The sequence below is a fragment of the Aurantiacibacter xanthus genome, from assembly GCF_003584015.1.
Classification (GTDB): Bacteria; Pseudomonadota; Alphaproteobacteria; order Sphingomonadales; family Sphingomonadaceae; genus Alteraurantiacibacter; species Alteraurantiacibacter xanthus.
On record NZ_QXFM01000095.1, the window covers coordinates 53431 to 78895 of the forward strand.

At 65.8% G+C, this 25465-nt stretch carries 22 protein-coding genes and 1 pseudogene; 16 read left to right on the forward strand and 7 right to left on the reverse strand.

The window, feature by feature from the left end; translation table 11 throughout:
- From D2V17_RS10430 to D2V17_RS10450, 5 genes are all read left to right on the forward strand, one after another.
- Positions 1 to 1278, forward strand: coding sequence for an MFS transporter (locus tag D2V17_RS10430; protein ID WP_119592913.1), 1278 nt, complete (start codon positions 1 to 3; stop codon positions 1276 to 1278).
- Positions 1275 to 2438 (forward strand): glycoside hydrolase family 68 protein, encoded by a 1164-nt coding sequence (locus D2V17_RS10435; protein ID WP_245978667.1) that lies wholly within the window; start codon positions 1275 to 1277, stop codon positions 2436 to 2438. Before D2V17_RS10430 ends, D2V17_RS10435 begins: the two co-directional genes overlap by 4 nt.
- Positions 2439 to 2579: 141 nt before the next feature.
- Complete coding sequence (locus D2V17_RS10440) at positions 2580 to 4691, forward strand: TonB-dependent receptor (protein ID WP_119592915.1); 2112 nt, start codon at positions 2580 to 2582, stop codon at positions 4689 to 4691.
- Positions 4692 to 4759: 68 nt separating this feature from the next.
- Complete coding sequence (locus D2V17_RS10445) at positions 4760 to 5833, forward strand: alpha/beta hydrolase (RefSeq protein WP_245978668.1); 1074 nt, start codon at positions 4760 to 4762, stop codon at positions 5831 to 5833.
- A 14-nt stretch (positions 5834 to 5847) separates the two neighbouring features.
- Positions 5848 to 6747 (forward strand): ROK family protein, encoded by a 900-nt coding sequence (locus tag D2V17_RS10450; RefSeq protein WP_119592916.1) that lies wholly within the window; start codon positions 5848 to 5850, stop codon positions 6745 to 6747.
- 24 nt (positions 6748 to 6771) lie between these two features.
- On the opposite strand, the gene D2V17_RS10455 is transcribed toward D2V17_RS10450, so the two are convergent.
- Positions 6772 to 8166: a methyl-accepting chemotaxis protein gene (locus tag D2V17_RS10455; RefSeq protein WP_119592917.1), complete on the reverse strand. Its 1395-nt coding sequence runs from the start codon at positions 8164 to 8166 to the stop codon at positions 6772 to 6774.
- A gap of 364 nt (positions 8167 to 8530) precedes the next feature.
- On the opposite strand from D2V17_RS10455, the gene D2V17_RS10460 reads away from it, so the two are divergent.
- From D2V17_RS10460 to D2V17_RS10485, 6 genes are read left to right on the forward strand one after another with little or no spacing between them, the layout of a single operon-like run.
- Complete coding sequence (locus D2V17_RS10460) at positions 8531 to 9646, forward strand: FAD-dependent oxidoreductase (RefSeq protein ID WP_119592940.1); 1116 nt, start codon at positions 8531 to 8533, stop codon at positions 9644 to 9646.
- Positions 9647 to 9671: 25 nt separating this feature from the next.
- The gene (locus D2V17_RS10465) at positions 9672 to 10574 is read left to right on the forward strand and encodes a VOC family protein (protein WP_119592918.1); all 903 of its coding nucleotides are present in this window, start codon (positions 9672 to 9674) and stop codon (positions 10572 to 10574) included.
- Positions 10575 to 10578: 4 nt separating this feature from the next.
- Positions 10579 to 11736, forward strand: a complete 1158-nt coding sequence (locus D2V17_RS10470; protein WP_119592919.1) for an alpha/beta hydrolase family protein — start codon at positions 10579 to 10581, stop codon at positions 11734 to 11736.
- 19 nt (positions 11737 to 11755) lie between these two features.
- On the forward strand, positions 11756 to 12322 hold the full coding sequence (locus D2V17_RS10475) for a cupin domain-containing protein (RefSeq protein WP_119592920.1): 567 nt from the start codon (positions 11756 to 11758) through the stop codon (positions 12320 to 12322).
- On the forward strand, positions 12322 to 13290 hold the full coding sequence (locus D2V17_RS10480) for a fumarylacetoacetate hydrolase family protein (RefSeq protein WP_119592921.1): 969 nt from the start codon (positions 12322 to 12324) through the stop codon (positions 13288 to 13290). Before D2V17_RS10475 ends, D2V17_RS10480 begins: the two co-directional genes overlap by 1 nt.
- 22 nt (positions 13291 to 13312) lie before the next feature.
- Positions 13313 to 13648, forward strand: a complete 336-nt coding sequence (locus tag D2V17_RS10485; RefSeq protein ID WP_119592922.1) for a hypothetical protein — start codon at positions 13313 to 13315, stop codon at positions 13646 to 13648.
- Here D2V17_RS10485 and D2V17_RS10490 read toward each other — a convergent pair.
- The 3 genes from D2V17_RS10490 to D2V17_RS10500 form a co-directional block, all read right to left on the reverse strand.
- Positions 13612 to 15081, reverse strand: coding sequence for a PepSY domain-containing protein (locus D2V17_RS10490; protein WP_119592923.1), 1470 nt, complete (start codon positions 15079 to 15081; stop codon positions 13612 to 13614). The genes D2V17_RS10485 and D2V17_RS10490 overlap by 37 nt on opposite strands.
- Before the next feature lie 10 nt (positions 15082 to 15091).
- A complete protein-coding gene (locus tag D2V17_RS10495; protein ID WP_119592924.1) occupies positions 15092 to 17233 on the reverse strand; it encodes a TonB-dependent receptor in 2142 nt (713 codons plus the stop codon).
- 227 nt (positions 17234 to 17460) lie between these two features.
- Positions 17461 to 18222, reverse strand: coding sequence for a siderophore-interacting protein (locus tag D2V17_RS10500; protein WP_119592925.1), 762 nt, complete (start codon positions 18220 to 18222; stop codon positions 17461 to 17463).
- Positions 18223 to 18367: 145 nt separating this feature from the next.
- Between D2V17_RS10500 and D2V17_RS10505 the strand changes: the two genes are divergently transcribed.
- The 3 genes from D2V17_RS10505 (at position 18368) to D2V17_RS10515 (ending at position 20759) form a co-directional block, all read left to right on the forward strand.
- On the forward strand, positions 18368 to 18817 hold the full coding sequence (locus D2V17_RS10505; protein WP_119592926.1) for a MerC domain-containing protein: 450 nt from the start codon (positions 18368 to 18370) through the stop codon (positions 18815 to 18817).
- Between the two features lie 95 nt (positions 18818 to 18912).
- Complete coding sequence (locus D2V17_RS10510; protein ID WP_119592927.1) at positions 18913 to 20205, forward strand: MFS transporter; 1293 nt, start codon at positions 18913 to 18915, stop codon at positions 20203 to 20205.
- 41 nt (positions 20206 to 20246) lie between these two features.
- Entirely contained in the window at positions 20247 to 20759 is a 513-nt protein-coding gene (locus D2V17_RS10515) for a nuclear transport factor 2 family protein (RefSeq protein ID WP_119592928.1), read from the forward strand.
- On the opposite strand, the gene D2V17_RS10520 is transcribed toward D2V17_RS10515, so the two are convergent.
- The 3 genes from D2V17_RS10520 to D2V17_RS10530 all read right to left on the reverse strand — a co-directional run bounded on the left by D2V17_RS10520 (position 20756) and on the right by D2V17_RS10530 (position 24268).
- On the reverse strand, positions 20756 to 21544 hold the full coding sequence (locus D2V17_RS10520) for an SDR family oxidoreductase (RefSeq protein ID WP_119592929.1): 789 nt from the start codon (positions 21542 to 21544) through the stop codon (positions 20756 to 20758). The two genes, D2V17_RS10515 and D2V17_RS10520, sit on opposite strands and share 4 nt — an antisense overlap.
- Before the next feature lie 96 nt (positions 21545 to 21640).
- Positions 21641 to 22078, reverse strand: a complete 438-nt coding sequence (locus D2V17_RS10525) for a MarR family winged helix-turn-helix transcriptional regulator (RefSeq protein ID WP_191229155.1) — start codon at positions 22076 to 22078, stop codon at positions 21641 to 21643.
- 135 nt (positions 22079 to 22213) lie between these two features.
- The gene (locus D2V17_RS10530) at positions 22214 to 24268 is read right to left on the reverse strand and encodes a PQQ-dependent dehydrogenase, methanol/ethanol family (protein WP_119592931.1); all 2055 of its coding nucleotides are present in this window, start codon (positions 24266 to 24268) and stop codon (positions 22214 to 22216) included.
- A gap of 225 nt (positions 24269 to 24493) precedes the next feature.
- Here D2V17_RS10530 and D2V17_RS10535 point away from each other — a divergent pair, with 225 nt between their 5' ends.
- Together D2V17_RS10535 and D2V17_RS10540 are read left to right on the forward strand one after the other, a co-directional pair.
- Complete coding sequence (locus tag D2V17_RS10535) at positions 24494 to 25120, forward strand: CerR family C-terminal domain-containing protein (RefSeq protein WP_119592932.1); 627 nt, start codon at positions 24494 to 24496, stop codon at positions 25118 to 25120.
- Positions 25117 to 25465, forward strand: a pseudogene (locus D2V17_RS10540) (secretion protein HlyD); the annotation flags it as partial. The gene D2V17_RS10535 and the pseudogene D2V17_RS10540, both read left to right, overlap by 4 nt.

Consider the following 25465-nt stretch of genomic DNA (forward strand, 5'->3'; position numbering starts at 1 on the left):
ATGACACAGCCCCGCCAATCCGTTGCCGCTCACGGCAGCCCGCTGCTGCTCAAGCTGCTGGTGTTCAGCATGTTCGCGATGTTCGCGATGACGACCGACTCTGTCGGCACGGTGATCCCCGAGGTGATCCGCGAGTTCGAACTCGGCCTCACGGCGGGCGGCTCGTTCCAGTATGCGACCATGTCGGGCATCGCGATTTCGGCCATCGGACTGGGCTTTCTGGCCGACCGGATCGGTCGCAAGACCACGATCCTGCTCGGGCTGGTGATGTTCGGGCTCGGCTCGGCGCTGTTTGCGGCGGGGCATGACTTCCTGTTCTTCACCACGCTGCTGTTCATTTCGGGGCTTGGCATCGGGATCTTCAAGGCGGGCGCGCTGGCGCTGATCGGCGACCTGTCGAAGTCGACCACCGACCATGCCCGCACGATGAACCTGATCGAGGGTTTCTTCGGGGTCGGTGCCATCGTCGGTCCGGCCATTGTCGCCTACCTGTTGCAGGTGGGGGCGAGCTGGAAGTGGGTCTATCTGGTCGCGGCGATCATGTGCGGCTTGCTGATCCTCGGCACGGTCTTCGCCCGGTTTCCGCAGCCAATCCGCACCAATGAGGAGCCGACGCGCGCCACCGACGCGATCCGGCTCGTGGGCGATCCTGCTGCAATCTTCTTCAGCCTTGCGCTGATGGCCTATGTCGCGGCGGAGGCGGCGATCTACGTCTGGGTGCCGACCTACCTTGCCGGTTACGAGGGCTCGTGGCTGGCGCTGGCGGGCTATTCGGTGTCGATCTTCTTCGTGCTGCGCGCGGCGGGCCGCTTCCTTGGCGTGTGGCTGTTGGGGCGCTTCAGCTGGCCCCTGGTGCTGCTCACCTGTAGCGGCGCGATGACACTGCTGTTCTGGGTCGCCGTATCGGGCGGGATGGATGCTGCGGTCTTCGCCTTGCCGGCGACGGGCCTGTTCATGTCGGTGCTGTACCCCACGATCAATTCGACCGGGATCAGCTGTTTCGACAAGGGACATCACGGCTCGATTGCCGGACTGCTGCTGTTCTTCACCTGCGTCAGCGCGGTCTTTGCTCCCATGGCGATGGGCGCGTTGGGCGATGTGATGGGCGACAGCCGCTATGCCATCGTGCTGGGCGCGATCTTTTCCACCCTGCTGGTAGCGCTGTGCCTGTGGAACGCGCTGCGCCAGCCTTTCCGTGAACGACTGGAGGCAAGAAATTCCGCCGATTACCGTGATGCCGAACTGCGCTCGGCCGAAGCCGAGGTGACGATTCCATGAGCACTGCACACATGACATGCGCCGACACCGGACTTGGCGGGAATGGCCCTGCCCGGTGGACGCCGCCGCAATCGGGCGCGTTCGAGGCGCCGACCTCTTCGGTCATCCCGCTGATCGCTGCCGACGATTTCGCGCCCGTTGACGAGGATCTGGGCATCTGGGACGCTTGGCCAATTCAGGACCCGGCGGGCTATCCTGCCGTGCTGGCCGATGGCGGCACCTTGTGGATGGCGCTGGGCGCACCGCATTTCGACGATCCCGACAAGCGCCATCACCATGCGCGTATTCACCTGCTGCTCAAGCGAGACGGGGGCTGGACGCACCTCGGTCCGGCGATGCCCGACGGGTTTTCGCCCGGCAGCCGCGAGTGGTCGGGCTCTGCCGTGCTCGATGCCGAGAGCGGCATGGTCACGCTGTACTTCACTGCCACCGGACGGCGCGGGGAGGGTGAACCGACCTTCCTTCAGCGGATGTTCCGCGCGCGCGCCACGCTGGTGCAGGGCGAGGCACCGCGCCTCACCGACTGGCGCGATCTCGACGAAGTGATCGTGCGCGATCCGGCGCACTACATGGCGAGCGAGAGCGGAACCGGCACCATCGGCACGATCAAGGCGTTCCGCGACCCGGCCTATTTCCTCGATCCGAAGGGCGGGAAGAGCCACCTGCTGTTCGCTGCTTCGGCTGCCGATGCGGGGTCGGACTACAACGGCGTGGTCGGCATCTCGACGGCGGACGATGCGAGCCTCGATGCCTGGCGCATCGGCGCGCCGATCGTCACTGCCTGCGGACTCAACAACGAGCTGGAGAGGCCGCATGTGATCCATCACGGCGCCTTCTACTATCTGTTCTGGTCGACCCAGCGCCACGTCTTCAACCCGGACGGCGTGACCGGGCCGACCGGCCTTTATGGCATGGTGTCGGACAATCTGCTGTCGGGCTGGCGTCCGCTTAATGGCACGGGCCTTGTCTTCGCCAACCCGCCTGAAGCGGCGGCGCAGGCTTATAGCTGGCTGGTGATGCCCGATCTGCGTGTGATCAGCTTCGTCGACAACTGGGGGGCGGATCGCGCGCCGGACGCACCGCGCCGGTTCGGGGGCACCTTTGCGCCTGATCTGAGGCTTGTTCTCGAAGACGATCAGGCGCGCCTGATACCGTCCTAAGCGGCGGCAATACTGAGGGAGTTAGGCAATCGCCTGCGGATGCAATCGATTGTCTAAGTTTAGTGAGGAAGACGTGAAATGATTGACGGTGAAATTTTGGATTGCCGCAAGACGCAATCGATTGACTTGGGGAGAGTCGTGATGGGTATCGGACGGTTTTTGGGTGCTGGCAGCGCAATGGCGCTCGCCATGGCCAGTGCAACGGTGCAGGCGCAGTCCACCGATGGGGCGGGCAGTTCCGGCTCGCGTGATGAGAGCGACATGATCGTCGTCACCGCGTCGAAGACCGGCGCGCAGAACATTCAGGACGTGCCGCTGGCGATCCAGGTGTTCAACGGCGAAGCGCTGAAGGAGCGCAACATCTCCAACATCGGCGATCTCGTGTCCGCCGTCCCCGGCGCGCAGGAAGGTTTCCGCCAGTCGAACGGTGCGCGCTTCTACAACCTGCGCGGCAGCGTGACGCAGAACGGGGATTCGCCGATCGGCTATTACCTCGACGATACGCCCTTCGTGGTGACCAACTTCGGCATCGCCCCGCCGGTGCGCTTCCTCGATATGGAGCGCGTCGAAGTTCTGCGCGGGCCGCAGGGCACGCTTTACGGGCAGGGCTCGTCGGGCGGTGTGTTCATCTTCCACACCCGCGATCCGAACCTCAACGGCGTCGATGTCGCCTTCGAGGCGGAGGCGTCGCACACCCGCGGTGCCGATCAGCTGAACTACGGCTTTGCCGGGGCGCTGTCGCTGCCGCTGATCGAGAACAAGCTGGCCGTGCGCGTCAGCGGCGGTTTCTCGCGCGATGCGGGCTATGCCGATGCCTATTTCGGCGAGTTCGACGGCACGCCGGATCAGACCAACGTCAACGAAGCGCGCAACGACGATCTGCGCATCGTGGCGCTGGCGCGCCCGACGGACAATCTGGAGCTGCGCGCGCAGTACTGGCGCTTCCGTCCGCGGCAGGATTTCACCGGCTTCACGTCGTCGGTCGATCCGGTGTACTATGAGAACACCGCCGGACAGGACAGCTTCTCGAACGGCGACTTCAAGCTGCTGAGCTTCACCGCCACGCTCGATCTCGACGCGTTCACCATCACCAGCGCGACCAGCAATCTGGAAGGCGAGTTCGGCATCAACATCCCGATTTCGCCCGAGGGCTTCTTCTCCAGCCAGTTCATGCCCGAGATGTTCGCGCAGGAACTGCGGATCAATTCCAACGGCGCAGGCCCGCTGCACTGGCTGGTCGGCGGTTCCTATCAGAACGGCAGCGGCCCGCAGGTCAATGCTTTGCAGATCCCGCCCTTCGTCGACATCAATGCCGATAACGACACCAAGACCGAAAACTGGGCGCTGTTCGGCGAGGTCAGCTACGAGCTGTTCGACGGCAAGCTGATCCCGCTGGCGGGCATCCGCACTTACCATGATGACCGCACGTTCAAGGACGGCGACGGCACAGTTCCGACCAAGGCGAACAAGGAAACCTGGCGCCTGAACCTCACCTATATTCCCACCGACAGCCTGACGATGTTCGTCTCGGCCTCGACCGGCTTCCGCCCCGGCATCGTGCAGTCGCGCGTGCAGGTGCAGTCGCTCGAAGCGGCGGGTGTCCCGGCTTCGGTGGCGCTCGAACCGGAAAGCTCCACCAACTACGAGTACGGGCTCAAGTGGCGCTCGCCCGACAATAACCTCAATGTGGGGCTTAACCTGTACTGGCTCGAATATACCAACCTGCAAACTTCCGTGACCGGCGGGATTCAGGGCGTGGACGGCTTCGCCAACTTCGGCGATGCGACCACCAAGGGTATCGACCTTGAGCTGTTCTGGCGCACGCCGTTGGACGGGCTGAACTTCAGCCTCGCCGGCAACATCAACGACAGCGAGTACGACACCGTCAACGAGACCATCGCCGAGGCACAGCCGCTGCTGCGTCCGGGTGCAAGGCTGCTCAACACGCTGGGCAACAACCTGCGTTTCGATGCCAACTATGCCACCGACATCAGCAACGATGTCGAGGCCTTCGGCAACTTCTCGGTGAGCCACAGCGGCGACCGGTTGCAGGCCAATGGCATTACGGTCGATCCGTACCAGCTTGTCGGCCTGACCGCTGGCCTGCGCAAGGGGCCGTGGGAACTGGCGCTGTTCGGCAACAACCTGTTCGACGAGCGTGGCCCGATCTTCATCGGCACCGGTGCTCAGGCGTCTGTTTCGGGTCCGACCCCGCGCACGATCGGCCTGCGCTTGCGGATGACTGGCTACTAAGCGCAATTGGTTGCACAATGTCTGCGCGCCGGCTCCTCCCGGCGCGCAGGCATTCAGGGGAGCGAGCGATGCAGATCGACAGGCGGAATTTCGGGCGGCTCGGGGCGAGCCTTTTGGCGGGTGCCATGCTGGCGCGTTCCGGCGTCGGGCTGGCGCAGGGCGCGAACAGCGGGGCAGCGCCAAGCGTGGCCGAGCGGCTCGCGCCGATCGCGCCCGAACTGCGCCCTGCCGCGCGGATGATGATCGAAAGCGGCTTTCCGGCGCTGACCGAGGAAGCCTTGAGCACCATCGGCCCGGATTCCGGCCCGCCGATGCCGGAACTGCTGCCCGATATCCCGGTTGCCGAACGCGATATCGAGGCACGTGGCTCGCTTCCGGCAGTCAAGCTATTCGTGGTCAATTCCGAGCCTACGCTGGCTCGACCGGCGATCCTGCATATCCACGGCGGCGGTCATCTGGTGGGCAGCGCGCGCGGCGAGCTGCTCTATTTGCAGGAGACCGCCCGAGCGCTCGACTGTACGATTGTGAGTGTCGAATACCGGCTCTCGCCCGCCGCGCGTTACACAGAAAGCACCGAGGATACCTACGCGGGCCTCAAGTGGCTGTTCGACAACGCTTCGGCTCTGGGCGTCGATCCCTTGCGGATCGCGCTGATGGGCGAGAGCGCGGGCGGCGGCCATGCGGCGATCCTTGCGATCAAGGCGCGCGATCGCGGCGAGGTGCCGGTGCTGTTCCAGTCGCTGGTCTATCCGATGCTCGACGATCGCACCGGCAGCACTGGCGCTGTGCCCCCGCATCTCGCCACCGTCGGCTGGAGCGCGCCGGAAAACCGGCTCGGCTGGCGCAGCTTCCTCGGCATGGAGCCGGGCGGGGCCGATGTGCCGGTGGCGGCGGTGCCCTCGCGTCTGGCCGATCTTTCCGGGCTTCCCCCGGCGTGGATCGGTGTGGGCGCGGTCGACCTCTTCGTCGGTGAAGACATCGATTATGCCCGTCGGCTGGCGCTTGCCGGCGTGCCGGTCGAACTGCTGGTGACGCCCGGAGCCTTCCACGGTTTCGACCGTATTGCCGCCAGCACCGTGCTGGCGCAGACCTTTACCCAATCGAAGCTCGCCGCGCTGGCGCGGGCATTCTCGCAAGGCTGAGGCCGGAGGCACCCATGGGGCTGGTTGGAATAGAACTCGGTGGCACCAAGTGCATCGTGGTGCGCGGGGATGCGGCAGGCATTGCCGAGCGCGTCGTCTTCGCGACGCTTACGCCGGAACAGACGCTCGGGGCCGCGCTCGACCAGATCGCGCTCTGGCACGCCGAGGCACCGGTCGCGGCCATCGGCATCGCCAGTTTCGGGCCGGTGCGCGTCAATCGTCAGGCGGCGGACTATGGCACCATATTGAACACGCCCAAGCCCGGCTGGTCAGGGGCAGAGGTGCTCGCCATGGTGCGCGAGCGGTTCGCCTGCCCGGTCGCGCTCGACACCGACGTGAACGCGGCTGCGCTGGCCGAGCATGCCCATGGCGCAGGGCAGGGCTGCGCAAACCTCGTGTACCTCACCATCGGCACTGGCCTTGGCGGCGGAGTGCTGGTCGAGGGGCGTCCGGTGCATGGCAGCATGCATCCCGAGATCGGCCATGTCCGCCTGCGCCGGGCTGCGGGCGACGTGTTTGCCGGGGTGTGCCCATTTCATGGCGACTGCATCGAAGGCCTGATCGCAGGCCCCGCGCTGATCGCGCGCCTGCCTGTCGCGCCGGTCGAGCTTGGCCCTGACGCGCCGGAATGGGACCCGGTGGGACATGATCTGGCCGAACTGCTCGCCCAACTGATGCTCACGCTGTCCCCGCAGCGGATCATCATCGGCGGCGGGGTGGCCAACCGCCAGCCGCATCTGCTGGCGCGGGCGCGCAAGATTGTGCCTAAGCTGCTGGCCGGCTATCTCGAACCCGCGGACGCGGCCTATTTCGAAGCGCTGATCTGCCCGCCTGCGCTCGGTGACGATGCCGGGCCGATGGGCGCGCTCTGTCTGGCGGCGCAAGCGCTGGCCGACGCCCAGGGTCGCCCCTGAGCGCCAGCCTGCCTTATCCGGCGCTCAGAACTCCGACCAGTCTTCGGCTGGCTCGACCACCTTCAGCGCGACATTGCCGTGCGTCATGGGGGCGCTGGCCATAGCGCTTCTGGCGACCGGCGCGATCCTGCGGCTTGCGAGCGTGGTGCCGGTTTCGAACTTGCTCACCACCTTTGACAGCTCCCCGGCCTCGTCGGCCAGCGAGCGCGCCGCAGCGGTCGATTCCTCGACCATGGCGGCATTTTGCTGGGTCACGCGGTCCATATCGCCCACCGCGCTGTTGACCTGCTGGAGGCTGGCGGCCTGCGCCTGCGCGCGGGTGCTGATTTCGCCGATCACGCTGTTGATCTCGCCGATCCCGGCCACGATCTTGGTCAGCAGGCTGCCGGTCTCGCCGACCAGCGACACGCCCGAACCGACCTGTTGGCTCGATTCGGTGATGAGCGCGGCGATGTCCTTGGCCGCATCGGCGCTGCGCTGGGCGAGGGCGCGCACCTCGGTTGCCACGACGGCGAAACCCTTGCCCGCATCGCCCGCGCGCGCCGCCTCGACCCCGGCATTGAGCGCGAGGAGGTTGGTCTGAAACGCGATGCCGTCGATCACGCCGATGATCTGGCTGATCTTCTCCGACGATTGCTCGATCGCCGACATGGCGGCGACCGCGCGTTCGACCACGGCCCCGCCTTCGCTGGCCTCACGGTGAGCGCTGGCGATGGTCTGCTGCGCTTCGGCTGCGGCGACGGCGGTGCTGTTCACCCCTTGCGTGACCTGATTCATCGCCGCCGAGGTCTCTTCAAGGCTGGCGGCCTGCTGCTCGTTGCGCTGCGACAGGTCGTCGGAGGCGGTGTGGATCTCCTGCGCGCCGGTCAGCACCGAGTTGGCACTCTGGTTGACGGTGCTGATCGCCGAAGCGAGCGAATCCACCGCCCGGTTGAAGTCGCGGCGAAGCTCCTCGTAGGCAGGGGGGAACTCGCGTTGGATCTGGCAGGTCAGCTGGTTGTCGGCGAGCGCCTTCAAGGCGGTGCTCAGAGACTCGACTACGTTCTTCTGCGCTTCGCGGCTGCTGTGCACCTCCACGGCGTTGTCGCGGAAGGTCGCCATCGCCTTGGTCATACGGCCGACGCAGTCGTTGTAGTCGACATAGTGGATCTCGCTCAGGGTATCCCCCGCTGCCAGTGCCTCCATCCGCATCACGGTATTGACGTAGGGCGTGCAGACCTTGTGCGAAGCGGTCCTGATTGTGGCGAAGGTCAAGGCCAGCGCCAGCGCGCCGATGCCGATGCCGACATAGCCGGGCACGAGACCGGCTGCGAGCAGCAGCACAGCGCCAAGGCTCAGCGCGGAAAGCCCGGTCAGGGCTACTTGCAGCGCCTGGAATTTCGTCAGGATCGGAGCTTCTTTTTCAAACCAATCGAGCATCGTGTTGCCCCCACATTTCGTCTGCTGCCAGAATCACGCCAGAAAGCGTTGAAGATGCGGTGGATTTATCGCGAGCGGTTAACGATTCCCGATGCCGCAAAGCGAGGTAGAAATACCTAGTCCAGGGCTTTGGCTTTTTTGCTTTTGCGGGCCTCGATCGGCGATGGGCACCAGCGCGTCGAAGGCCGCCAGCAGGGTGAGGCCAAAATTCCTATCAGCACAAGTGATGGATAATCAGAAAAAGAATAAATTGGACTGATTAGCGCGCAGTTGGGATGGTATGTCGCGGCCCCGATCGAACAGCATGACCGAGAAGTCAGGCAGCGTCGTGGACCGACGATACAGAGTTTGACGGGACGGGATGATGCAAAACCTCACTATCTTGATCATCGGCGGCGGTATTGGCGGGATGACGGCCGCCATCGCGCTTGGCCGCGAGGGCCATACCGTGACCGTGATCGAGAAGGATCCCGAGTGGGCGGTCTATGGCGTGGGCATCATCCAGCAGGGCAATGTCCTGCGGGCAATGCATCAGCTGGGCCTGCTCGACGCCTATATGGAGGCCTCGGTCGGGTTCGATTTCGTCGCCATCCATGCGCCTGACGGTACGCAGGTGGCCAAGGTGCCGAGCCCGCGTCTGGTGGAGGGCTATCCGGCGAATGTCGGTATCGGTCGTCCGGCACTACACAAGGTGCTGAGCGAGCGCACGCTGGCCTCGGGTGCCGAGGTGCGCCTCGGCGTGAATGCCAGCGAGATCATCGACGATGGCGAGGGCGTCACCGTGCGCTTCTCCGATGGGAGCGAGGGCCGCTACGACATCGTGGTCGGCGCGGACGGTGTCTATTCCGACACCCGCCAGAAGGTGCTGCCCGAGGCGGAAAAGCCCGAATTCACCGGGCAGGCGGTGTGGCGCTACAACCTGCCGCGCCCGGCCGATCTCGATTCGCTCCATGTTTACAACGGGCCGACCGGGGTGGGCCTCGTGCCGATGAGCGCCGACCTCATGTATATGTATGTCACCACGCCCGAGCCCGGCAACCCGTGGTACGACAAGGAAGGCCTCGCGCAGACCATGCGCGGAAAGCTCGCCAACACGTCGCCGCAGATCCGCGAACTGGCCGAGCAGATCACCGACGACGACGGCGTGGTCTACCGCCCGCTTGAGGGGATGCTGGTGCGCGGGGACTGGAGCAAGGGCTGCGTGGTGCTGCTGGGCGATGCCGTCCATGCTACCACCCCGCATCTGGGGCAGGGCGCAGGCATGGCGATCGAGGACAGCATCGTGCTGGCCGAAGAGCTGGCCAAGGCCAACACGCCGGAGGAGGCCTTCGCCGCCTACCGCGAGCGGCGCTTCGAGCGCTGCCGCTACATCGTCGAGAGTTCGTTGGCGATTTGCCACGGCCAGCTGGGCAAGGGCCCTCCGGTCGACAACCACAAGGCCACCGCGGAGATGTTCGAAGTGACCGCGCAGCCGATCTGATCTCACCCGTTCGAGGATACGCATTATGAGCCGAGTTACCGAGATCCGCTATGTCGGATATGGCGTCGAGGACTTCGACGCCGAGCGCGCCTTTTACGCCGACAACTGGGGCCTTGTCGAAGTGGCCGCCGAAGCTGGCATGGCCTGGTTCAAGACCCATGGGCATGACGAACACCATGTCGTGCGCATCCACCAGTCCGCCACCAACTGCGTCGAGGTGATCGCGCTTGCTGCCGATAGCCGCGCCGATGTCGATGCGCTGCACGGCAAGGTGGCTGAGGCCGGATGCAAGATCGTCCACGAGCCGCGCGAACTCACCGCACCGGGTGGCGGCTATGGCTTCCGGTTCTTCTCGCCCGATGGCCTGCCGTTCGAGATTTCGGCCGATGTCGGAAAGCTCGAAAAGCGGGCGATGGAGCGCTGGGAAGGCCTGCCGGTGAAGATCAGCCACATCGTGCTGCATTCGCCCGACCATCAGGCGGCGGTGAAGTTCTTCACCGATGTGCTCGGCTTCAAGGTGTCCGACTGGCTGGGCGACTTCATGTGCTTCCTGCGCTGCAACAGCGCGCATCACCGCATCGCGCTGCTGCCGGGGCCGCCGTGCCTCAACCACGTCGCCTACGACATGCTGGGCGTTGACGACATGATGCGCGGCATCTCGCGCCTGAAGCAGCGCGATATCGAATGCCGCTGGGGGCCGGGCCGCCATACGGCTGGCGACAACACCTTCAGCTATTTCGTCACGCCCAATGGCTTTGCGGTGGAATATACCGCCGAGCTGGAAGAGGTCGACTTCGAGACCTTCCAGCCCACCGTCTACGAACCCGCCCCGCGCATCATGGACCAGTGGGGTGTAGGTGTCGGCGGTCCGCAGACCATGCCCAAGGCCGTGCCCGATCCGTGCCTGTTCCAGCCGGCGGAGGTGTAAGCGCGTGGCTCTCTATTCTCCGTTCAAGAACTATATCTGGAACCTCAGCGTCGCCATCGCGATGGAGAGCGGCGGGCGCATCGGCGAGATCGTCGACATGTGCCAGCCGATCCTCGACGCCGCCGACCGCGGTGCTGACGCAGGCACTCCGCAGTTCATGCAGGCATGGGCGGCGATGGGGCAGAAGCTGCTGGAGCTGGCGGCAGAGGATGAGGCCAAGGGCCGCGATTTCTCCGCCTCCGACAAGCTGGAGCGCGCCTCGCTTTACCTGCTGGTGGCCGAGCGCATGCAGGGCCATGGCACCAAGGGCCGCGAGGAAACCTATGCGCTGGCCCGCGAGACATTCGATCGCTCGACCAAGCTCGGCAAGATCAACCGCGAGCGGGTGGAAATCCCGCTGGCCGAGGGCACCATGTCGGCGCTGTTTACCCGCGCTCCGGGCGAGGGCGCAAAGCCTTGCGTGGTGTTCTGCAACGGCCTCGATAGCTGCAAGGAGATGCTCTACTGGACCGGCATGCCCGCTGCCCTCGCGCGGCGGGGTATCTCGACCCTGTGCGTCGATCAGCCCGGCACTGGCGAGGCCCTTCGGCTGCAAGGGCTGCCGGTCGATCCGCATTCGGAAAGCTGGGCCAGCAAGGCGGTCGATTGGCTCGAAACACAGCCAGAGGTCGACAAGGCCCGCATCGGCATGACCGGCATTTCGCTGGGCGGCCACTTCGCCCCGCGCGCGGTGGCTTACGAGCCGCGCTTTGCCAGCGGCGCGGTCTGGGGCGCGAACCACAACTGGCGCGAGGTGCAGGACAAGCGGATGGAGCGCGAAGGCGAAAACCCCGTCCCGCACTATTGGGCGCATGTGCACTGGGCCTTCGGGGCGAAGGATCAGGACGATTTCCTTGCGAAGTCCACCGACATGAACCTCAACGGCCATATGGACCGCATCACAGTCCCGTTCCTCGTCACCCACGGCGCGCAGGATCGGCAGATCAGCCCCGCCTATGCCGATGATCTCTACGACCAGCTAGTCAACTCGCCGCGCCGCGAGAAGGTGATCTTCACCGAGCGCGAGGGCGGGGTCGAGCATGTCGGCGCCGACAACATGAGCTATGGCCGCGATCTGATCGCCGACTGGTTTGCCGAAACGCTCGGCGGGCATACGGCCTGAAGACGAGAGGATAGAGCAGATGCTGACAGGACCGACCCGACGGATCGTCACCGGCCACAATGCTGAAGGGCAGGCGATCATTCAGGAAGATGGCCCCGTGCCGCGCTACCAGCGCATCGGCGGCGAGGCCGGGCCGATGTTCCACGAGGTCTGGAACACCACCGAAACGCCCGCCCGCATCGATGCCGCCAGCGGCGAACCGGCTGAGGAGGGCATCAAGCTCGCCCCGCCGAAGGGCGGCACGCGCATCCGCGTGCTCGACATTCCGCCCGATGGCGACAAGCTCGACAGCGTCACGCCCGAACAGGCGCAGGCGCACTTTGCCGAGGTGGGCGCGGGCGATGCCTCTTCGCACAAGGGCGCGGGCTCGAAACATGCGCATATGCACCGCACCCAGACCATCGACTACGGCATCGTGCTCGAAGGCGAACTGGTGCTGATCGTGGACGAGGGCGAGACCGTCTGCCGCGCGGGCGACATCATTGTCCAGCGCGGCACCAACCACGGCTGGGCCAACCGCACCGACAAGAACTGCCGCATCGCCTTTATCCTGATCGACGGCACCTTCGACGAGGGGTTGGCCTGATGCGCCTCGCCACGCGCGCGAACGGCAAGCCCGATGGCGAGCTGCTGGTGGTCTCGGTGGACGGCGCGCGCTGCCTCGCCGTCGGTCCGCAGCTGCCGAACCTGCTGGCGGCGATGGAAGACTGGGCGAGCGCCCAGCCGCAGCTCGAAGCGCTCGCCGTGCGGCTCGCGGCGGGCGAGGGCGATCCGCTCGATGAGAGCGCTTTGCTCGCCCCGATGCCGCGCAGCTGGCAGTGGCTCGACGGCTCGGCCTTCCAGACCCATGCCGACCTGATGCAGGTCGCCTTCGGGACCGATCCATTGAAGCCCGAGCGCCCGCTGATGTATCAGGGCCAGTCCGACCGCTTTCTCGCCCCGCGCGAGGATGTCGAATTTCTCGACGAAGCGGGCGGAATCGACTTCGAGGGCGAATTCGGCGTGATCGTCGATGCGGTGCCGATGGGTGTAACCCCGGCCGAGGCGATGCAGCACATCAAGCTGGTGGTGCAGATCAACGACTGGTCGCTGCGCGCCTATGCCGTGCCCGAGATGAAGACCGGTTTCGGGTTCATCCTCGCCAAGCCCGCCTGCTCGGTGGCGCCCTTCGCGGTGACGCCCGAGGCGCTGGGCGAGGGCTGGCACGACGGCCGCGTCTGCCTCGACCTTGCCATCGACTGGAACGGCGAGCGCTTCGGCCATGCCAACGGGCGCGAGATGGCCGTGGGGTTCCACGAGCTGGTCGCCCATGCCACCACCACCAGAGACCTTGTGGCAGGCACGATCATCGGTTCGGGCACCGTGGCGAATGCGGGCTATGCCGAGGTCGGCTCAAGCTGCATTTCCGAGCGCCGCGCGATCGAGATCATCGCCGGGGGCAAGCCCGAAACGGGCTTCATGCGCTTCGGCGACACGGTGCGGATGGAAGCGCGCACCGCCGATGGCGAAGCGCCTTTCGGTGTGATCGATCAGAAGACTGTCAAACGTGCCTAAAAACACAAAAGGGAGAGTGAGAATGACCCAGATGCCGAAGCTCCACGCCGCCATGATCGCCGCCGCGATGTTGGCGATGCCCGCTGCCCATGCGCAGGAAACGCAGGAGGCGAGCGCAGAGGTGCAGGCCAAAGGCTATTCGGTCGGCACCACGCAGGTTGCCGTGCTGCTTGACGATCCGAAGGCCGCCGCGATCCTCGAACGGTTGATCCCTACGGTCTATGCCAACGATCTGTTCCAGACCATGGGCCGCAGCCAGACGCTCGCCGCGATCCAGCAGTACGAACCCGCCGCTCTGACCGACGCCAAGCTGGCCGAGATTCAGGCCGAGTTCGACCGTCTCGCCACCGAGGGCTGACGCGCCGGCGAGCGCCGCAGCCGTACCCAGCCGACATAGACTGCCGTCACCGAGCTGATCAGCCCGGCGATGGACATCAGCCAGATGACCACGTCGCGCGCGGGGAAGGCGCTGAGCAGCAGGTTCAGGTCCCAGCGGTGGAACAGGTCGAACAGCCAGCGATAGACGCGCCGCCGCGTGTCGGAATGGCCGAGCAGTTCTCCCGTAACGGGATCGATATGGACCCACGTGTGAGCCGGGTCGGTGAAGCGGATGCGCAACACCGGCAGCGGCGCATCGCCCTTCACCGAATACCAGTAGGCGTCGGGACGGGTGAGAGTGGTGACGCTGGCGATCTGCGCCTCCGGCACAAGCTTGGCGGCGGCTGCGAGGATGGTCTGCTCAGGGACTGCAAAGGCCGCCCCGGTCCGCGGATCGAGCGCGGGGCTGTCGCTGGCGGGCTGGTACAGGCGAACCAGTGGCTGGCCCACGGCAGAACTGACCTCCACCCGGCGCGCGTCGGGGGCGAGACGCTGCATCAGCGCCAGATCGGGCACGGGCAGGGCAGCGGCACCCATATAGTCGCGCCGGGCCTCCTGCGCGATACCCTCGCTGGCGAACAGGCGGAACGGATCGACCGACAGCCAGCCGGAGAAAATCCACAGGATCAGGAACACGCTGCCCACCAGCCCCGACACGTGGTGCCATTTCATCCAGCCGCGATAGGGCGTCATCCGCCCGCCCTTGAACCGGCGCTTGCCCGCGCGCAGCCGCATCAGGCCGATCCAGATGCCGGTCAGCCCGACCACGATACAAGGGCCGGAGACCCACAGCACCACCTGTCGCCACAGCGGTTGATCTTCGCGCAATGCGCGCGGGTAAAGCCAGTGCGGGACCGAGCCGAGCCAGTTCCAGAACCGCTCGTTCCTGTCGGTATCGAGCACCACCTCGCCGCTGGTCGAGGACACGTAGAGCACCCGCCCGGCATCGCCCGCCAGTTCGGCCTTCCACAGCGGGCGGTGCCGGTCGAAGCCGCCGGGCACGCTCCACTGGTCGTTGTAGATGCGGCGCATGGCCTGCACCTCTGCGCCGCCGAAGCCCGATGCGATCCGCAAGGCTTCTGCACGTCCGACCGGTGTGGGAGACCGACCGCTATCGGCCCATATCGAATAGCTTTCGCCCTCCCACGGCGCGACCCGCCAGATCGGCCGCCCGTCGCGCATTTCCAACACGACCTTGCGCAGACCCGAGCCCTGCTCAAACGGCCCATGCTCCACCTGCTCCCAGGCGATGGGGGCAAGTCCGGCCAGTTCCTCCTCCTCGTCAAGCGAAGGGAAGGGTATGTAGAGCATCACCAGCCCCGAGACGAACCACAGGACGAACAGCAGGCAGGTGGCGATCCCGATCCAGCGATGGGTCAGGTACAGCCAGCGCTTGGTCGCGGTCCAGACCACGGCGGGCTTGTCAGAACCCGGCGCGCAGGGTCACATCGACCGAGCGCGGACGGCCAAGAATCCACTGGCTGGCCCCATTGGTGCTCCACGCATAGTCCTTGTCGAAGGCATTGAGCAGCCGCAGGTCGAGCGCGAGGTTATGGCCGAAGGCATAGGACGCGCCGAAATCGACCACGGTGTACGACGGAACCTTTACCGTATTGGCATTGTCGCCCCAACGGCTGCCGACATAGCGCAGGTTCGCCCGCGCCGAGATGGCGGCTCCATCGCTCCAGCGCAGTTCGATGTTGGCCGCTTCTTCTGGCACGCCTGAAGGTGTGTTGCCCACGTTGCCGCCGAACTCGTCGAAGTTCGCGTCGAGCACCGTGCCGTTGGCGGAGAAGCCGAAGCCTGCCGGCAGGGTGAGGTCGATGGTCGCCTCGATCCCCTGCGAGGAACGCTGGCCGACCTGCTCGATCGGGCCGCCCGTCACCTCTTGCGTGAAGAGGTTCTTCTTCACCAGACGATAGCCCGCCAGCGTGAAGCTGCCCTTGCCGCCCATGAACAGGCCTTTCACGCCCGCCTCGTACTGGTAGCCATCGGCAAAGCTTAGCTCGAACTGGCTGGCCGAGCCCGAATAGGTGGTCAGCGTGCCGAGCGGATCGACCGCCGTCGCATACTGGGCATAGAGCGACACATTCTCGACCGGCTGATAGACGGCGCCCACCCGCCAGGTGGTGGCGGTGAAGGTCTTGTGCGCATCCGCGCCGCCGTTCAGGGCCGGTTTGTCGCCGGTGATCCGGCCATCGGTATAGACCCAGTCCCAGCGTCCGATCTTGTTCTCCTCGTGCCGGATTGCGCCGATCAGCGAGATCCGGTCGGTCAGCGCCAGCCGGTCCTCGGCATAGATTGCCCAGGTGAATGTATCGGTGTGATAGCGCGGCAGCAGGCCGACCGTGTCGAGGAACCGCCCCGGATCGAAGCCCGTCAGCGGCACCTTGTCTTGCTGCGGCAGGGACCCGAACTGGTGAGAGTAATTCAGTTTGAAGTAGTTGACGTCGTAGCCGACCAGCACATCGTTGCTCATGCCGCCACCGAAATCGCTCGACAGGGTCACGTTGCCCTGGCTGCCGTACTGGTCGACATCGTGGACGATGCCGATGTTGTCGGCGCGTGCGATCAGGCCGTTGCCTGCATCGGCATAGCTTTCGAGGTTGCGCCACTTGCGATTGCTGGTGATGTAGTAGGCGGTGTTGGTGACACTCACCGCGTCGCTGATCTGCCAGTCGATCTTCAGCGCGGTGCGGTTGTCGCGATAGTGCATCCTGGCATCGCCGACGTTGTAGTTTTCCTTGCGGATCGAGGTATCGAGCTTGCCGTCGATCAGCGGCGTACCGAAATATTTCATCGGGTTGGCATCGCCGAAGTCATTGCGCAGCGTGACCGAAAAGGTGTCGCTCGGCGCAAATTCAAGCGCGGTGGACAGGGCAAGGTTATCGCTCTCGCCGCGGTCGACGTAGCCGTCGGACTGGCGGTAGCTGGCGTCGACACGGAAGGCGAACATGTCGCCCAGCGGGCCGCCTGCGCCTGCCGCCATGTGCCAGGTCTCCTGCGAGCCATAGCCTGCCTCGGCCTGCAACTCGAACCGGTCGCGGTTGGGGGCCTTGGGGATGACATTGACCACGCCGCCAAGCGCACCCTGTCCGAACAGGACCGAGGCGGGGCCGCTCAGCACGTCGATCCGCTCGACGTTCCACGGATCGGAGGGGAAGGTGATCGAGCCGTTGTTGGGATAGAGCCGCACGCCGTCGTAGAGCTGCAACACCGAGCCCTGACCGCTGAACCCGCGCACCGCGAAGGTGAGCCCGCCATTGCCGGGTGCGCCCGCATTGGTGACGCCCGCCGCGCGTGACACGGCCTCGACAATGCCGATATCGCCGCGTGCGCGGATGTCGTCTCCGGTCACCACGTTCACCGTGGCGGGTGTTTCGAGGATCGACAGGCCGAGGCGGCTGCCGGTCGGGCTTTCCTCGCTGAGAATGGGCAGGCGCTCGCCCGTCACCACGATGTTGTCATCGTCGTTGGTGTCGGTCTCGGCTGCCGCAGGTGCCGAAAGGCCCAGGGCGAGCGACAAAAGGGAAAGGCCGCTCATCCAGCGGGTTGTGGGGCGCATGTCAGGTTTCCTCATGATCCGATTGGTCCCGGCAGGCAGCGAGGGCGTCCGGCCGCAAACTTGAGGGATCACTTGGCGAGGAAGGGGTGGGGGCGGCAGGTTAATTACGGTCACAACCGGCTGGTGTAACGTTACATTCAGGAAGTAGGCGCCGTTTCGGAGCTGTAAGATGCAGCGTTACCGGACGCGCAGGACGCGGCTATGTCGCGAGGGCCTTTGCCGGGTGACTATTGGCCCTGCGCATCCTCGCGCTTGACCACCTTGTGCGCATCTTCGGTGAGGCCAGATTTCCAGTAGGACGAGATATAGAGTTCGTCTGGCCCGAGGCCACGCTCGTCGCGCAGCAGGCTGCGCAGCGCCTTCATGGCGGAGAACTCGCAGGCCGCCCAGGCATAGACGCTCCCTTGCGGCCATTCGCGCGCGGCCAGCGCCTCTGACAAAGCCTGCGGCTGGAGGCCGGGTTGCGGCGCAATCAGATAGTCGAGCGTTACCCCCGCCGGGCGCGGCAGGTCGAGGCGGTCGTCATCGCTCATCACCTCGATCACCGCATGGCCGCGCGCATCGGCGGGCAGCGCCGCGAGATTGACCGCGATGGCGGGCAGGGCGGTCATGTCGCCTGCGAGCAGATAGGCGTCGTATCCGGCAGGAAGCGGCTTTGCCGGGCCGGGGCCGCCGACCTCGATGGTTGCGCCGGGCTCGACCGACAGCGCCCATTCGGTCGCCGGGCCGGCATGGCCGCTGGCCGTTTCGGCATGGAGCGCAAAGTCGATGTCGAGCGCGTCCGCGCGCTGGGCGCGGATCGTATAGGTGCGCACGGCGGTCTTGCCGTCGGACAGGGGCAGCCGCAGCTTGACGTAGCCGCCTTGCTGCCCGGCCGGAAAGTCGGCGAGGCCCGCGCCGCCAAGCGCGATGCGGCGCATGTTGGGGCTGACTTGCGTGGCGGCGAGGACGGTGAGGACCCGCGGGGCGGGGCGGTTTGCTGTAGCCATGTGGCCTATCTAGGGATCATGGCAGGGCCGGCGCAAGGATAGCCGCCCAAACTCATCGCTTTCATCGTAAGAGATGTTGTAACATCTCCTAACCAGACCTATATGCGGCGCGACAGTTCAGTTCCAATCGAGAGTCCTTTTATCCATGTCGCAAGGTCAATCGCCCGACGCACCCGCAAACCGCCCGCACGATGGCGCAGGTGGCTCGCCGCTCACCATTCCCGCGCACTGGTTTGACGGCGTGGCGATCTCGCTCTCGGCGGTTTGTGTGGTGCACTGCCTCGCGTTGCCGCTCATTATCGCCTTGCTGCCCGCCCTGTCGCAATGGCTGCACCTGCCCGAGGCCATCCACGCATGGCTGCTCGCCTGTGCGATTCCGGTGAGCATGCTGGTGCTGGGCAAATCGGCCCATCGCCACCGGGCGGCGCGCGGAACGCTGTTGCTGGGGATCGCGGGGCTGGCCCTGATGGGAGGGGCCTTGATGGCTCCGACCGAAACGCTCGAAACCGTTATCACCGTGAGCGGAGCGGCGCTGCTGGCTTCGGCCCACGTGCAGAACTGGCGACGGCGCGCCCGCTGCGCAGCTCCGGCCTGATGGAGCCTTGCCGCGCCCGCCGATAATGTGCTTGCGGCGGGGCGGCTGTCTGGGCCAAGCTCGTGGCTTCACGCCTTGGGAGGGGCCAGACCGGAATGAGCGAGGCCATCGGCGCGCGTCTGCAGGCAAAGATCACGCTGCGGCTGATCGTGCCGATTGCCATCATCACCTTCGTCAATTCGATCGACCGGGTGAACATCAGCTATGCCGGCAGCGCGATGTCGGCGGACCTTGGCCTGTCGCCCGATCAGTTCGGCTGGGGCGTGAGCATGTTCTTCCTCGCCTATCTGCTGTTTCAGTACGTGCATGTGCGCCTGCTGCGGGCTTGGGGGATCAAGCGCTGGATTTTCGTTTCGATGATGCTGTGGGGCGTGTCCGGCTTCTGGATGGCGCATATCACCAGCGCGGCGGAGTTCTATGCCGCCCGGTTCCTGCTCGGCATGGCCGAGGCCGGGTTTGCGCCGGGGATGACCTGGCTGATCTCGCAATGGGCACCGCCTGCAATGCGGGCGCGAATGCTTGGCGGGGCGCTGGTGGCGGTGCCACTGTCGATGGTGCTGGGCGGGCCTTTGTGCGGCTGGCTGCTCGAAGTGAGCAATCCGCTGGGCTGGCCCGCATGGCGCTATATGTTCCTGCTGCTGACCGTTCCCAATGTGCTGCTGGCGGTACTGGCTGCGTTCTATCTGGTCGACCGGCCGGACAAGGCCCACTGGCTCGATGGCGAAGAACGCGCCTGGCTTGCCGCCGAATTCGCCCGTCAGGAAGGCACCAACGACGCGCCGCCGCGCACAGTGCGCGAAATTGCGTCCGACCCGTGGCTGTGGCGCTGTTCGCTGACGTGGCTGCTGGTGATGACCGGCTCCTATGCGCTGGTGTTCTGGCTGCCGCAGCTGGTGCGCGCGCTCGATCTGGGCGACAGCGAGTTCCTGATCGGCTCGCTCAGCGCTCTGCCACTACTGGCGCTGGCGATCGGGTTGGTGGTCAATGGCCGCCGCTCGGATCGCAAGGGCGAGCGGTTGCTTCACACCGGGCTGCCTGCCGCCGCTGCGGGCGTGGCGATGATGATCGCCGCTCTGTTGCCACCGGGTTTGCCAGTATTGCTGCTGCTGTGCGTGGCGGGGCTGGGCATCGGCGCGGCGCAGGGCGTGTTCTGGGCCATCCCCGGCTTCGTGAAGCTGGGCGGGGACAAGGTGCCGGTGGGGGTGATTGCGTTGATCAGCATGTTCGGCACGGCGGGCGGCATTATCGGCCCGTGGCTGACCGGCGTGCTGGTGGCGAGCGAGGGCAATTTCTCGCTCGCGATTGCGCTGCTCGCCTCGCTGCTGGTGCTGGCCTTGCCGGTGATCGCCTGGCGAGGCCGCGCAAATGCAGGGCCGTCGCAGGCATGACCAGTTTCCCTTTTCTCGCCTTCCAACGGACACCTTAACCCATGCTCACGCTCGATACAGCCGACAGGCTCGCCATTCACGAGCGGCTCGCCGCCTGCGCCTGGGCGCTCGACACTGGCGCGGTGGAAGATTTCGTCGCCTGTTTCTGCGCCGAAGGCACGCTCGAATGGGATGCCTTCGAACAGCCGCAAAGCTGGCAGGGCCACGCCGCCTTGCGCCATTTCGCCAGCTTCCTGCGCGACCTGCCCACCTCCGCCGGAAGGCAGCACCATATCTCGAACACCATCGTTACGCCGGGCGAGGGCTGCGCCGTGGCCAAGTCCTATGTCACCGTGGCCTTGCGGCAGGGCGACGGGCCGCATCAGCTCTATGTTATGGGCTGGTACGAGGACGCGCTGAAACGCGAAGATGGCGACTGGCGGCTGTGGCGCCGGGTAATCCGCGACTGGTCGGGCCCGGTGCTCGCCAATTTCGCCGGGCAAAGCGGCGAGCGGGTCGCCCGACCGATGCCCGCGCCATTGCTGCCGATGCGCTACCGGCCGGACGGGGACTAGAACACCGAGGTGGTCGCGCCGCCGTCGATCACGAGGCTCTGGCCGGTGATGTAGTTGGCCTGCTGGCTGCAAAACACCGCCACCATATCGCCCACATCGTCGCAATCGCCGAAACGTTCGGCCGCGATCCGCCACTCGCGCGAGAACTCGGCCACCTCTTCCGCATAGGTGATGCCCTTGGCCGCCGCGCGCTCGGTGAACTGTTTTTCCACGAAGGCGCTGTGGTGCATCCCCGGCAGCAGGTTGTTGATGATGACGTTGTGTTTGGCCACCACCTTCGAGACAGCCACGCAATAGTTGGCGAGCGCGGCGCGGGTGCTGCCCGACAGGGCGCGGATCTCACCCGGATACTTGGCCGCGACCGTGGCGATGTTGACGACCCGTCCCCAGCCGCGCTGCGCCATCCCGTCGACCACCGCGCGCATGAAGGCGATCGGCGATAGCAGCGAGATGTCGATGGCCTCGCGCCAGTCGGCATCGCTGATGGCGCGATAATCAGGTGTCATCGGCGGGGGCGAGCAGGTGCCGACGAGAATGTCGGGTTCGGGGCAGGCGGCGAGGATTTTTGCGCGCCCCGCCTCGGTGCTGTGATCGGCGCAGATCGGGTGGACCTTGCTGCCCGTTTCCGCTGCAATTTCCTCGCAGGCTTTCACCAGACGATCCTCGGTGCGCGCCGAAACGAAGCACTCCACCCCCTCGCGCGCCAGCGACAGCACTGCACTGCGGCCCATGCCCGCACTGCCGCCGTTGACGATGGCCTTGCGCCCTCTGATGCCCAGATCCAAGCTGCTCTCCCTCGCTATGTGTGGCCGCCTGCATGCGGCTTTCCCGGTCGAGCATAGGGCGGGCCGAGGGCCTGTCCATCCTCGACGAGTGCCGCGTTACTCCTTGCCGTAGTTGCGCAATGCGTCGAGCGCCGGGATCAGATGGGCGCGGTGTCTGGTCGGGACCGTTTCCAGCAGATCTGTCTCGAATTGTTCGATCACCTTGCGGGCTTCGGCAAGGCGGGCTTCGCCCTTGTCGGTCACGATGATGGCGATGCGGCGGCCATCGAGCGGTTCGCGCCGGATCAGCCCCTGGTGTTCGAGCGGATCGAGCAATTTGGGCATGTTGGCGCGCTTGATATCGGCAATCTGGCCGATCTCGCTCGAGGTCAGCTCTTCGCCCGAGCCGGCCACGAACAGCACCGTCAGCTCGGATATCCTGAGGTCGAGCGGGGCCAGCCGGGTGGCGAATTCGGCCATCATCACGCTCGCCGCACGGCGCAGGAGATAGCCGGGAAGCTCGGCAAGAGCGGCATCGGCCTTCGGCTCGATCACGATGGGCAATCCTCTCCAACAAACCGTCATAATGGTCGGACAAAATCTACTTCGATAGCTAATTATTACGCGACACTATGTTGGCTGGAGAGGAAAAATACAAGCGGGGCGCGGATCAGCCGCGCCCCTATCGCATCAACGTTCGGCAACCCCGGCGCGCTGATCGCGGGCGAGGGCCTGCGATTCGGCGCCCATGTAGTTGCGGATCGCTTCCACTTCCTCAACCGACAGCTTCCCGTCGAACTTGGGCATGCCCCGCGAGAGGAACGCGCCATCGTGCACCACCGCGCGCCATACCTGCGCGTTGGCGACGACGGGCGAGCGGCGCAGGTCGGTGATGATGTTGCTCTGCTGGCGGTTCATGCCGTGGCAGAAGATGCAGTTGCGGCCATAGACCTGCGCGCCGAGTGCCACCTTGTCGGCGGGAAAGACCTCGTCGGGATCGGTCGCCGGACCGGCCAGCGGCGGGGGTGCGGGCAGGGTGGCGGTGCCGTTCAGTTTGAACACGACCATGCGGCCCGGCTGCTTCTCGCGCGGCGGGTTGGTCGAGCCGAGCAGCGGGTTGCCGCCGCCGCCGCCGCCGGTCGAAACCGCGATATATTGCTCGCCATCGATCATGTAGGTGATCGGCGATGCCATCACTGCGTTTGGCGTGGCATAGCGCCACAGCACCTCGCCGCTGCGTGCATCGATGGCGAGCATCTCGCCGAGAATGTCGCCGCGGCCCTGGAACACCAGATCGCTCGCGGTGACGAGCACGCCGCCGCCGCCCGTGTCGGGCTTCCAGCCGTTTGCGTCCACCCGCCAGCGCTCCTGCCCGGTCAGCGGGTCGAAGGCCTGGAGGTAGGCATCGGACTTGGGCAGTTCGGACGGGTCGATCACCTCGCCCTGATGCGGGCCGCTGGTGGCCGAATAGGTGAAATAGTTGCGGACCGTGGGGATATAGGCCAGCCCGGTGCGCGGGCTGAAGGCCATCGGCTGCCAGTTGTGCGCGCCGCCGACGTGCGGCGAGTTGAGGAAGGGCCGGTCGACATAGCGCGCGCCCGGCACCTCTATCGGGCGCCAGAAGGTGGTGTCGATCCCGGTCGCCCAGCGGATATCCTCGGCATAGGGGCGGGCTGAGATCGGCTGGCCGCTCTCGCGGTCGATCACGTAGAAAAAGCCGTTTTTGGGCGCGTGGAGGATCACCTTGCGCGGGCGTCCGTCGATCTCGAGATCGGCGAGGATCATGTTCTGGACCGAGGTGTAGTCCCAGCTGTCGCCCGGCGTCTGCTGATAGTGCCAGCGATATTCGCCGGTATCGGGATCGAGCGCCAGCACCGAGGCGAGGAACAGATTGTCGCCTTGCCCGGCCGAGCGCAGATAGTGGCTGTGCGGCGAGCCGTTGCCGGTGCCGATCAGCAGTTGGTCCAGCTCCTCGTCGTAAACGATGGAATCCCACGGCGCGCCGCCGCCGCCGGTGGTGTGCCAGAGGTCGCCGAACCATGTCGGACGGGCCATTTCCTCCAGCACCCGGTCGGACACCTCGCCATCGACCACACCCGGCGGGGGCGGGGTGAGGTAGAAGCGCCAGGCCTTCGCGCCGGTCGCCACGTCATAGGCGGTGACATAGCCGCGCACGCCCTTTTCCGCGCCGCCCTGACCGATGATGACCTTGCCCTTGAACACGCGCGGGGCGCCGGTGCTGGTATAGTCCATCGCGTGGTTGGCGATGGTGTCGGCCACCCAGAGTTCGCTGCCGGTCTTCGCGTCGAGCGCGACCATGCGCCCGTCGAAGGTGGTGATGAAAACGCGCCCGTCGCTCACCGCCACGCCGCGGTTGACCACGTCGCAGCAGCCCTTCGGCCCTGCCTCGCCGGGCACCTTGGGATCGTACTTCCACAGCTCCGCGCCGGTCTTCGCATCAAGCGCATAGACCTTAGACCAGGCGGTGGAGATATAGAGCACGCCGTCAGCAACGATGGCTTCGCCTTCCTGCCCGCGCACGGTGTCGTATTCGAAGAACCACGCTGGCTTCAGGTCGGCGACATTGCTCGCATCGATCTGGGTGAGCTGCGAATAGTATTGCTCGTTGGAGCTGCCGCCATGCGCTGCCCACTCCTGCGCTGAGGGCTGCACGCCCTGCGAATAGGCGGCGGTCACCCCAACCAGCGCCACGGCCGCAATCGCAGCCCCGAACCATCCACGCATCGTCTTCCCCTCACACCGGCTGCGCACCGGGCGCTGCCGCTAATGCCCACTCGCCGTTTCCGCGCCGCAGCTCATCCCCGTACTGGCCCCCGTTGGGCAGTGCAACCTGCCCGTGCGAGGTGCGATCGGTCGTCGCGATCCGGCGGCGGTGGCGCTGAGCGCCCCGGCCCGCGAATTTGGCTCTGGACTCATTCGTTCGAATGAATTAATTAATTGACTCGACCCATGCGGGAACGACTCCTCGATATTGCAATTGATCACTTCGGGCGGCGCGGGTTCGAAGGCGCGGCCACGCGCGCCATCGCTGCCGATGCCGATACGGCCATGTCGCAGATCACCTATCATTTTGGCGGCAAGGAAGGGCTTTACCTCGCCTGCGCCGACCATATTGCGGCCGGTATCTCGCAGTGGGTCAAACCCGGCATTGCCGCGCTTGGCGATATCGATGCGCTCGCCCCCGAGGCCGCGACCGATGCGATCTGCCGGATGCTGAGCGGCTTTGCGCATATGATGCTCGATCCGGGCACCAGAGCCTGGGCCAGCTTCATTGTGCGCGAGCAGCAGGCGCCCACCGAGGCGTTCGAGCGCCTGTTCGAGGGCGCGATCCGCCCGGTGATGGATGCGGGGCTGACCCTGATCCGGCAAGCGCGGCCCGATCTTGCCGAAGAGGAGGTCCGCGCCGCCGCACTGCTTGTCTGGGGGCAGGTGCTTATCCTGCGCACCGCTCGCGAGACGGTCAAACGGGTGATGCGGGTGGACGATATCGACCCCGCCACCGCCACGCTGCTGATCGCGCGCCTGATCGAACATACCCGTTGCCTGATCACCCAACCGCCGGAGAAGACACGATGAAACGTCTGCCTGTCGCCATCGTTGCCGTGCTTGTCGTGCTGGCCATTGCCGCCTTTGCCACCGGAGGCTTCGGCCTGTGGCGCGGGGGCGACAAGGGGCTGATGCTTTATGGCAATGTCGATATCCGCGAGGTCGACATGGCCTTCGAAGTCGGCGGGCGGATCGATGAGGTCGCGGTCGAAGAAGGCGACCGGGTGAAGGAGGGCGACCTCTTGGCGGCGGTCGATCCGGCGCGCGGTCGCGACCGGCTGGCGCAGGCCGATGCCCAGATCGCTCAGGCCGAGGCGCAGCTTGCCCGCCTGCGCAACGGCAACCGTCCGCAGGATATCGCGCAGGCTCGCGCCC

What these genes read in the sequence shown, in the direction of transcription:
- D2V17_RS10455 (WP_119592917.1), bottom strand. Translation starts at nt 8,166, where the DNA reads ATGCTCGATTGGTTTGAAAAAGAAGCTCCGATCCTGACGAAATTCCAG.
- D2V17_RS10480 (WP_119592921.1), top strand. Translation starts at nt 12,322, where the DNA reads ATGCGCCTCGCCACGCGCGCGAACGGCAAGCCCGATGGCGAGCTGCTG.
- D2V17_RS10475 (WP_119592920.1), top strand. Translation starts at nt 11,756, where the DNA reads ATGCTGACAGGACCGACCCGACGGATCGTCACCGGCCACAATGCTGAA.
- D2V17_RS10530 (WP_119592931.1), bottom strand. Translation starts at nt 24,268, where the DNA reads ATGCGTGGATGGTTCGGGGCTGCGATTGCGGCCGTGGCGCTGGTTGGG.
- D2V17_RS10430 (WP_119592913.1), top strand. Translation starts at nt 1, where the DNA reads ATGACACAGCCCCGCCAATCCGTTGCCGCTCACGGCAGCCCGCTGCTG.
- D2V17_RS10505 (WP_119592926.1), top strand. Translation starts at nt 18,368, where the DNA reads ATGTCGCAAGGTCAATCGCCCGACGCACCCGCAAACCGCCCGCACGAT.
- D2V17_RS10465 (WP_119592918.1), top strand. Translation starts at nt 9,672, where the DNA reads ATGAGCCGAGTTACCGAGATCCGCTATGTCGGATATGGCGTCGAGGAC.
- D2V17_RS10485 (WP_119592922.1), top strand. Translation starts at nt 13,313, where the DNA reads ATGACCCAGATGCCGAAGCTCCACGCCGCCATGATCGCCGCCGCGATG.
- D2V17_RS10495 (WP_119592924.1), bottom strand. Translation starts at nt 17,233, where the DNA reads ATGCGCCCCACAACCCGCTGGATGAGCGGCCTTTCCCTTTTGTCGCTC.
- D2V17_RS10440 (WP_119592915.1), top strand. Translation starts at nt 2,580, where the DNA reads ATGGGTATCGGACGGTTTTTGGGTGCTGGCAGCGCAATGGCGCTCGCC.
- D2V17_RS10450 (WP_119592916.1), top strand. Translation starts at nt 5,848, where the DNA reads ATGGGGCTGGTTGGAATAGAACTCGGTGGCACCAAGTGCATCGTGGTG.
- D2V17_RS10460 (WP_119592940.1), top strand. Translation starts at nt 8,531, where the DNA reads ATGCAAAACCTCACTATCTTGATCATCGGCGGCGGTATTGGCGGGATG.
- D2V17_RS10445 (WP_245978668.1), top strand. Translation starts at nt 4,760, where the DNA reads ATGCAGATCGACAGGCGGAATTTCGGGCGGCTCGGGGCGAGCCTTTTG.
- D2V17_RS10510 (WP_119592927.1), top strand. Translation starts at nt 18,913, where the DNA reads ATGAGCGAGGCCATCGGCGCGCGTCTGCAGGCAAAGATCACGCTGCGG.
- D2V17_RS10435 (WP_245978667.1), top strand. Translation starts at nt 1,275, where the DNA reads ATGAGCACTGCACACATGACATGCGCCGACACCGGACTTGGCGGGAAT.
- D2V17_RS10500 (WP_119592925.1), bottom strand. Translation starts at nt 18,222, where the DNA reads ATGGCTACAGCAAACCGCCCCGCCCCGCGGGTCCTCACCGTCCTCGCC.
- D2V17_RS10515 (WP_119592928.1), top strand. Translation starts at nt 20,247, where the DNA reads ATGCTCACGCTCGATACAGCCGACAGGCTCGCCATTCACGAGCGGCTC.
- D2V17_RS10535 (WP_119592932.1), top strand. Translation starts at nt 24,494, where the DNA reads ATGCGGGAACGACTCCTCGATATTGCAATTGATCACTTCGGGCGGCGC.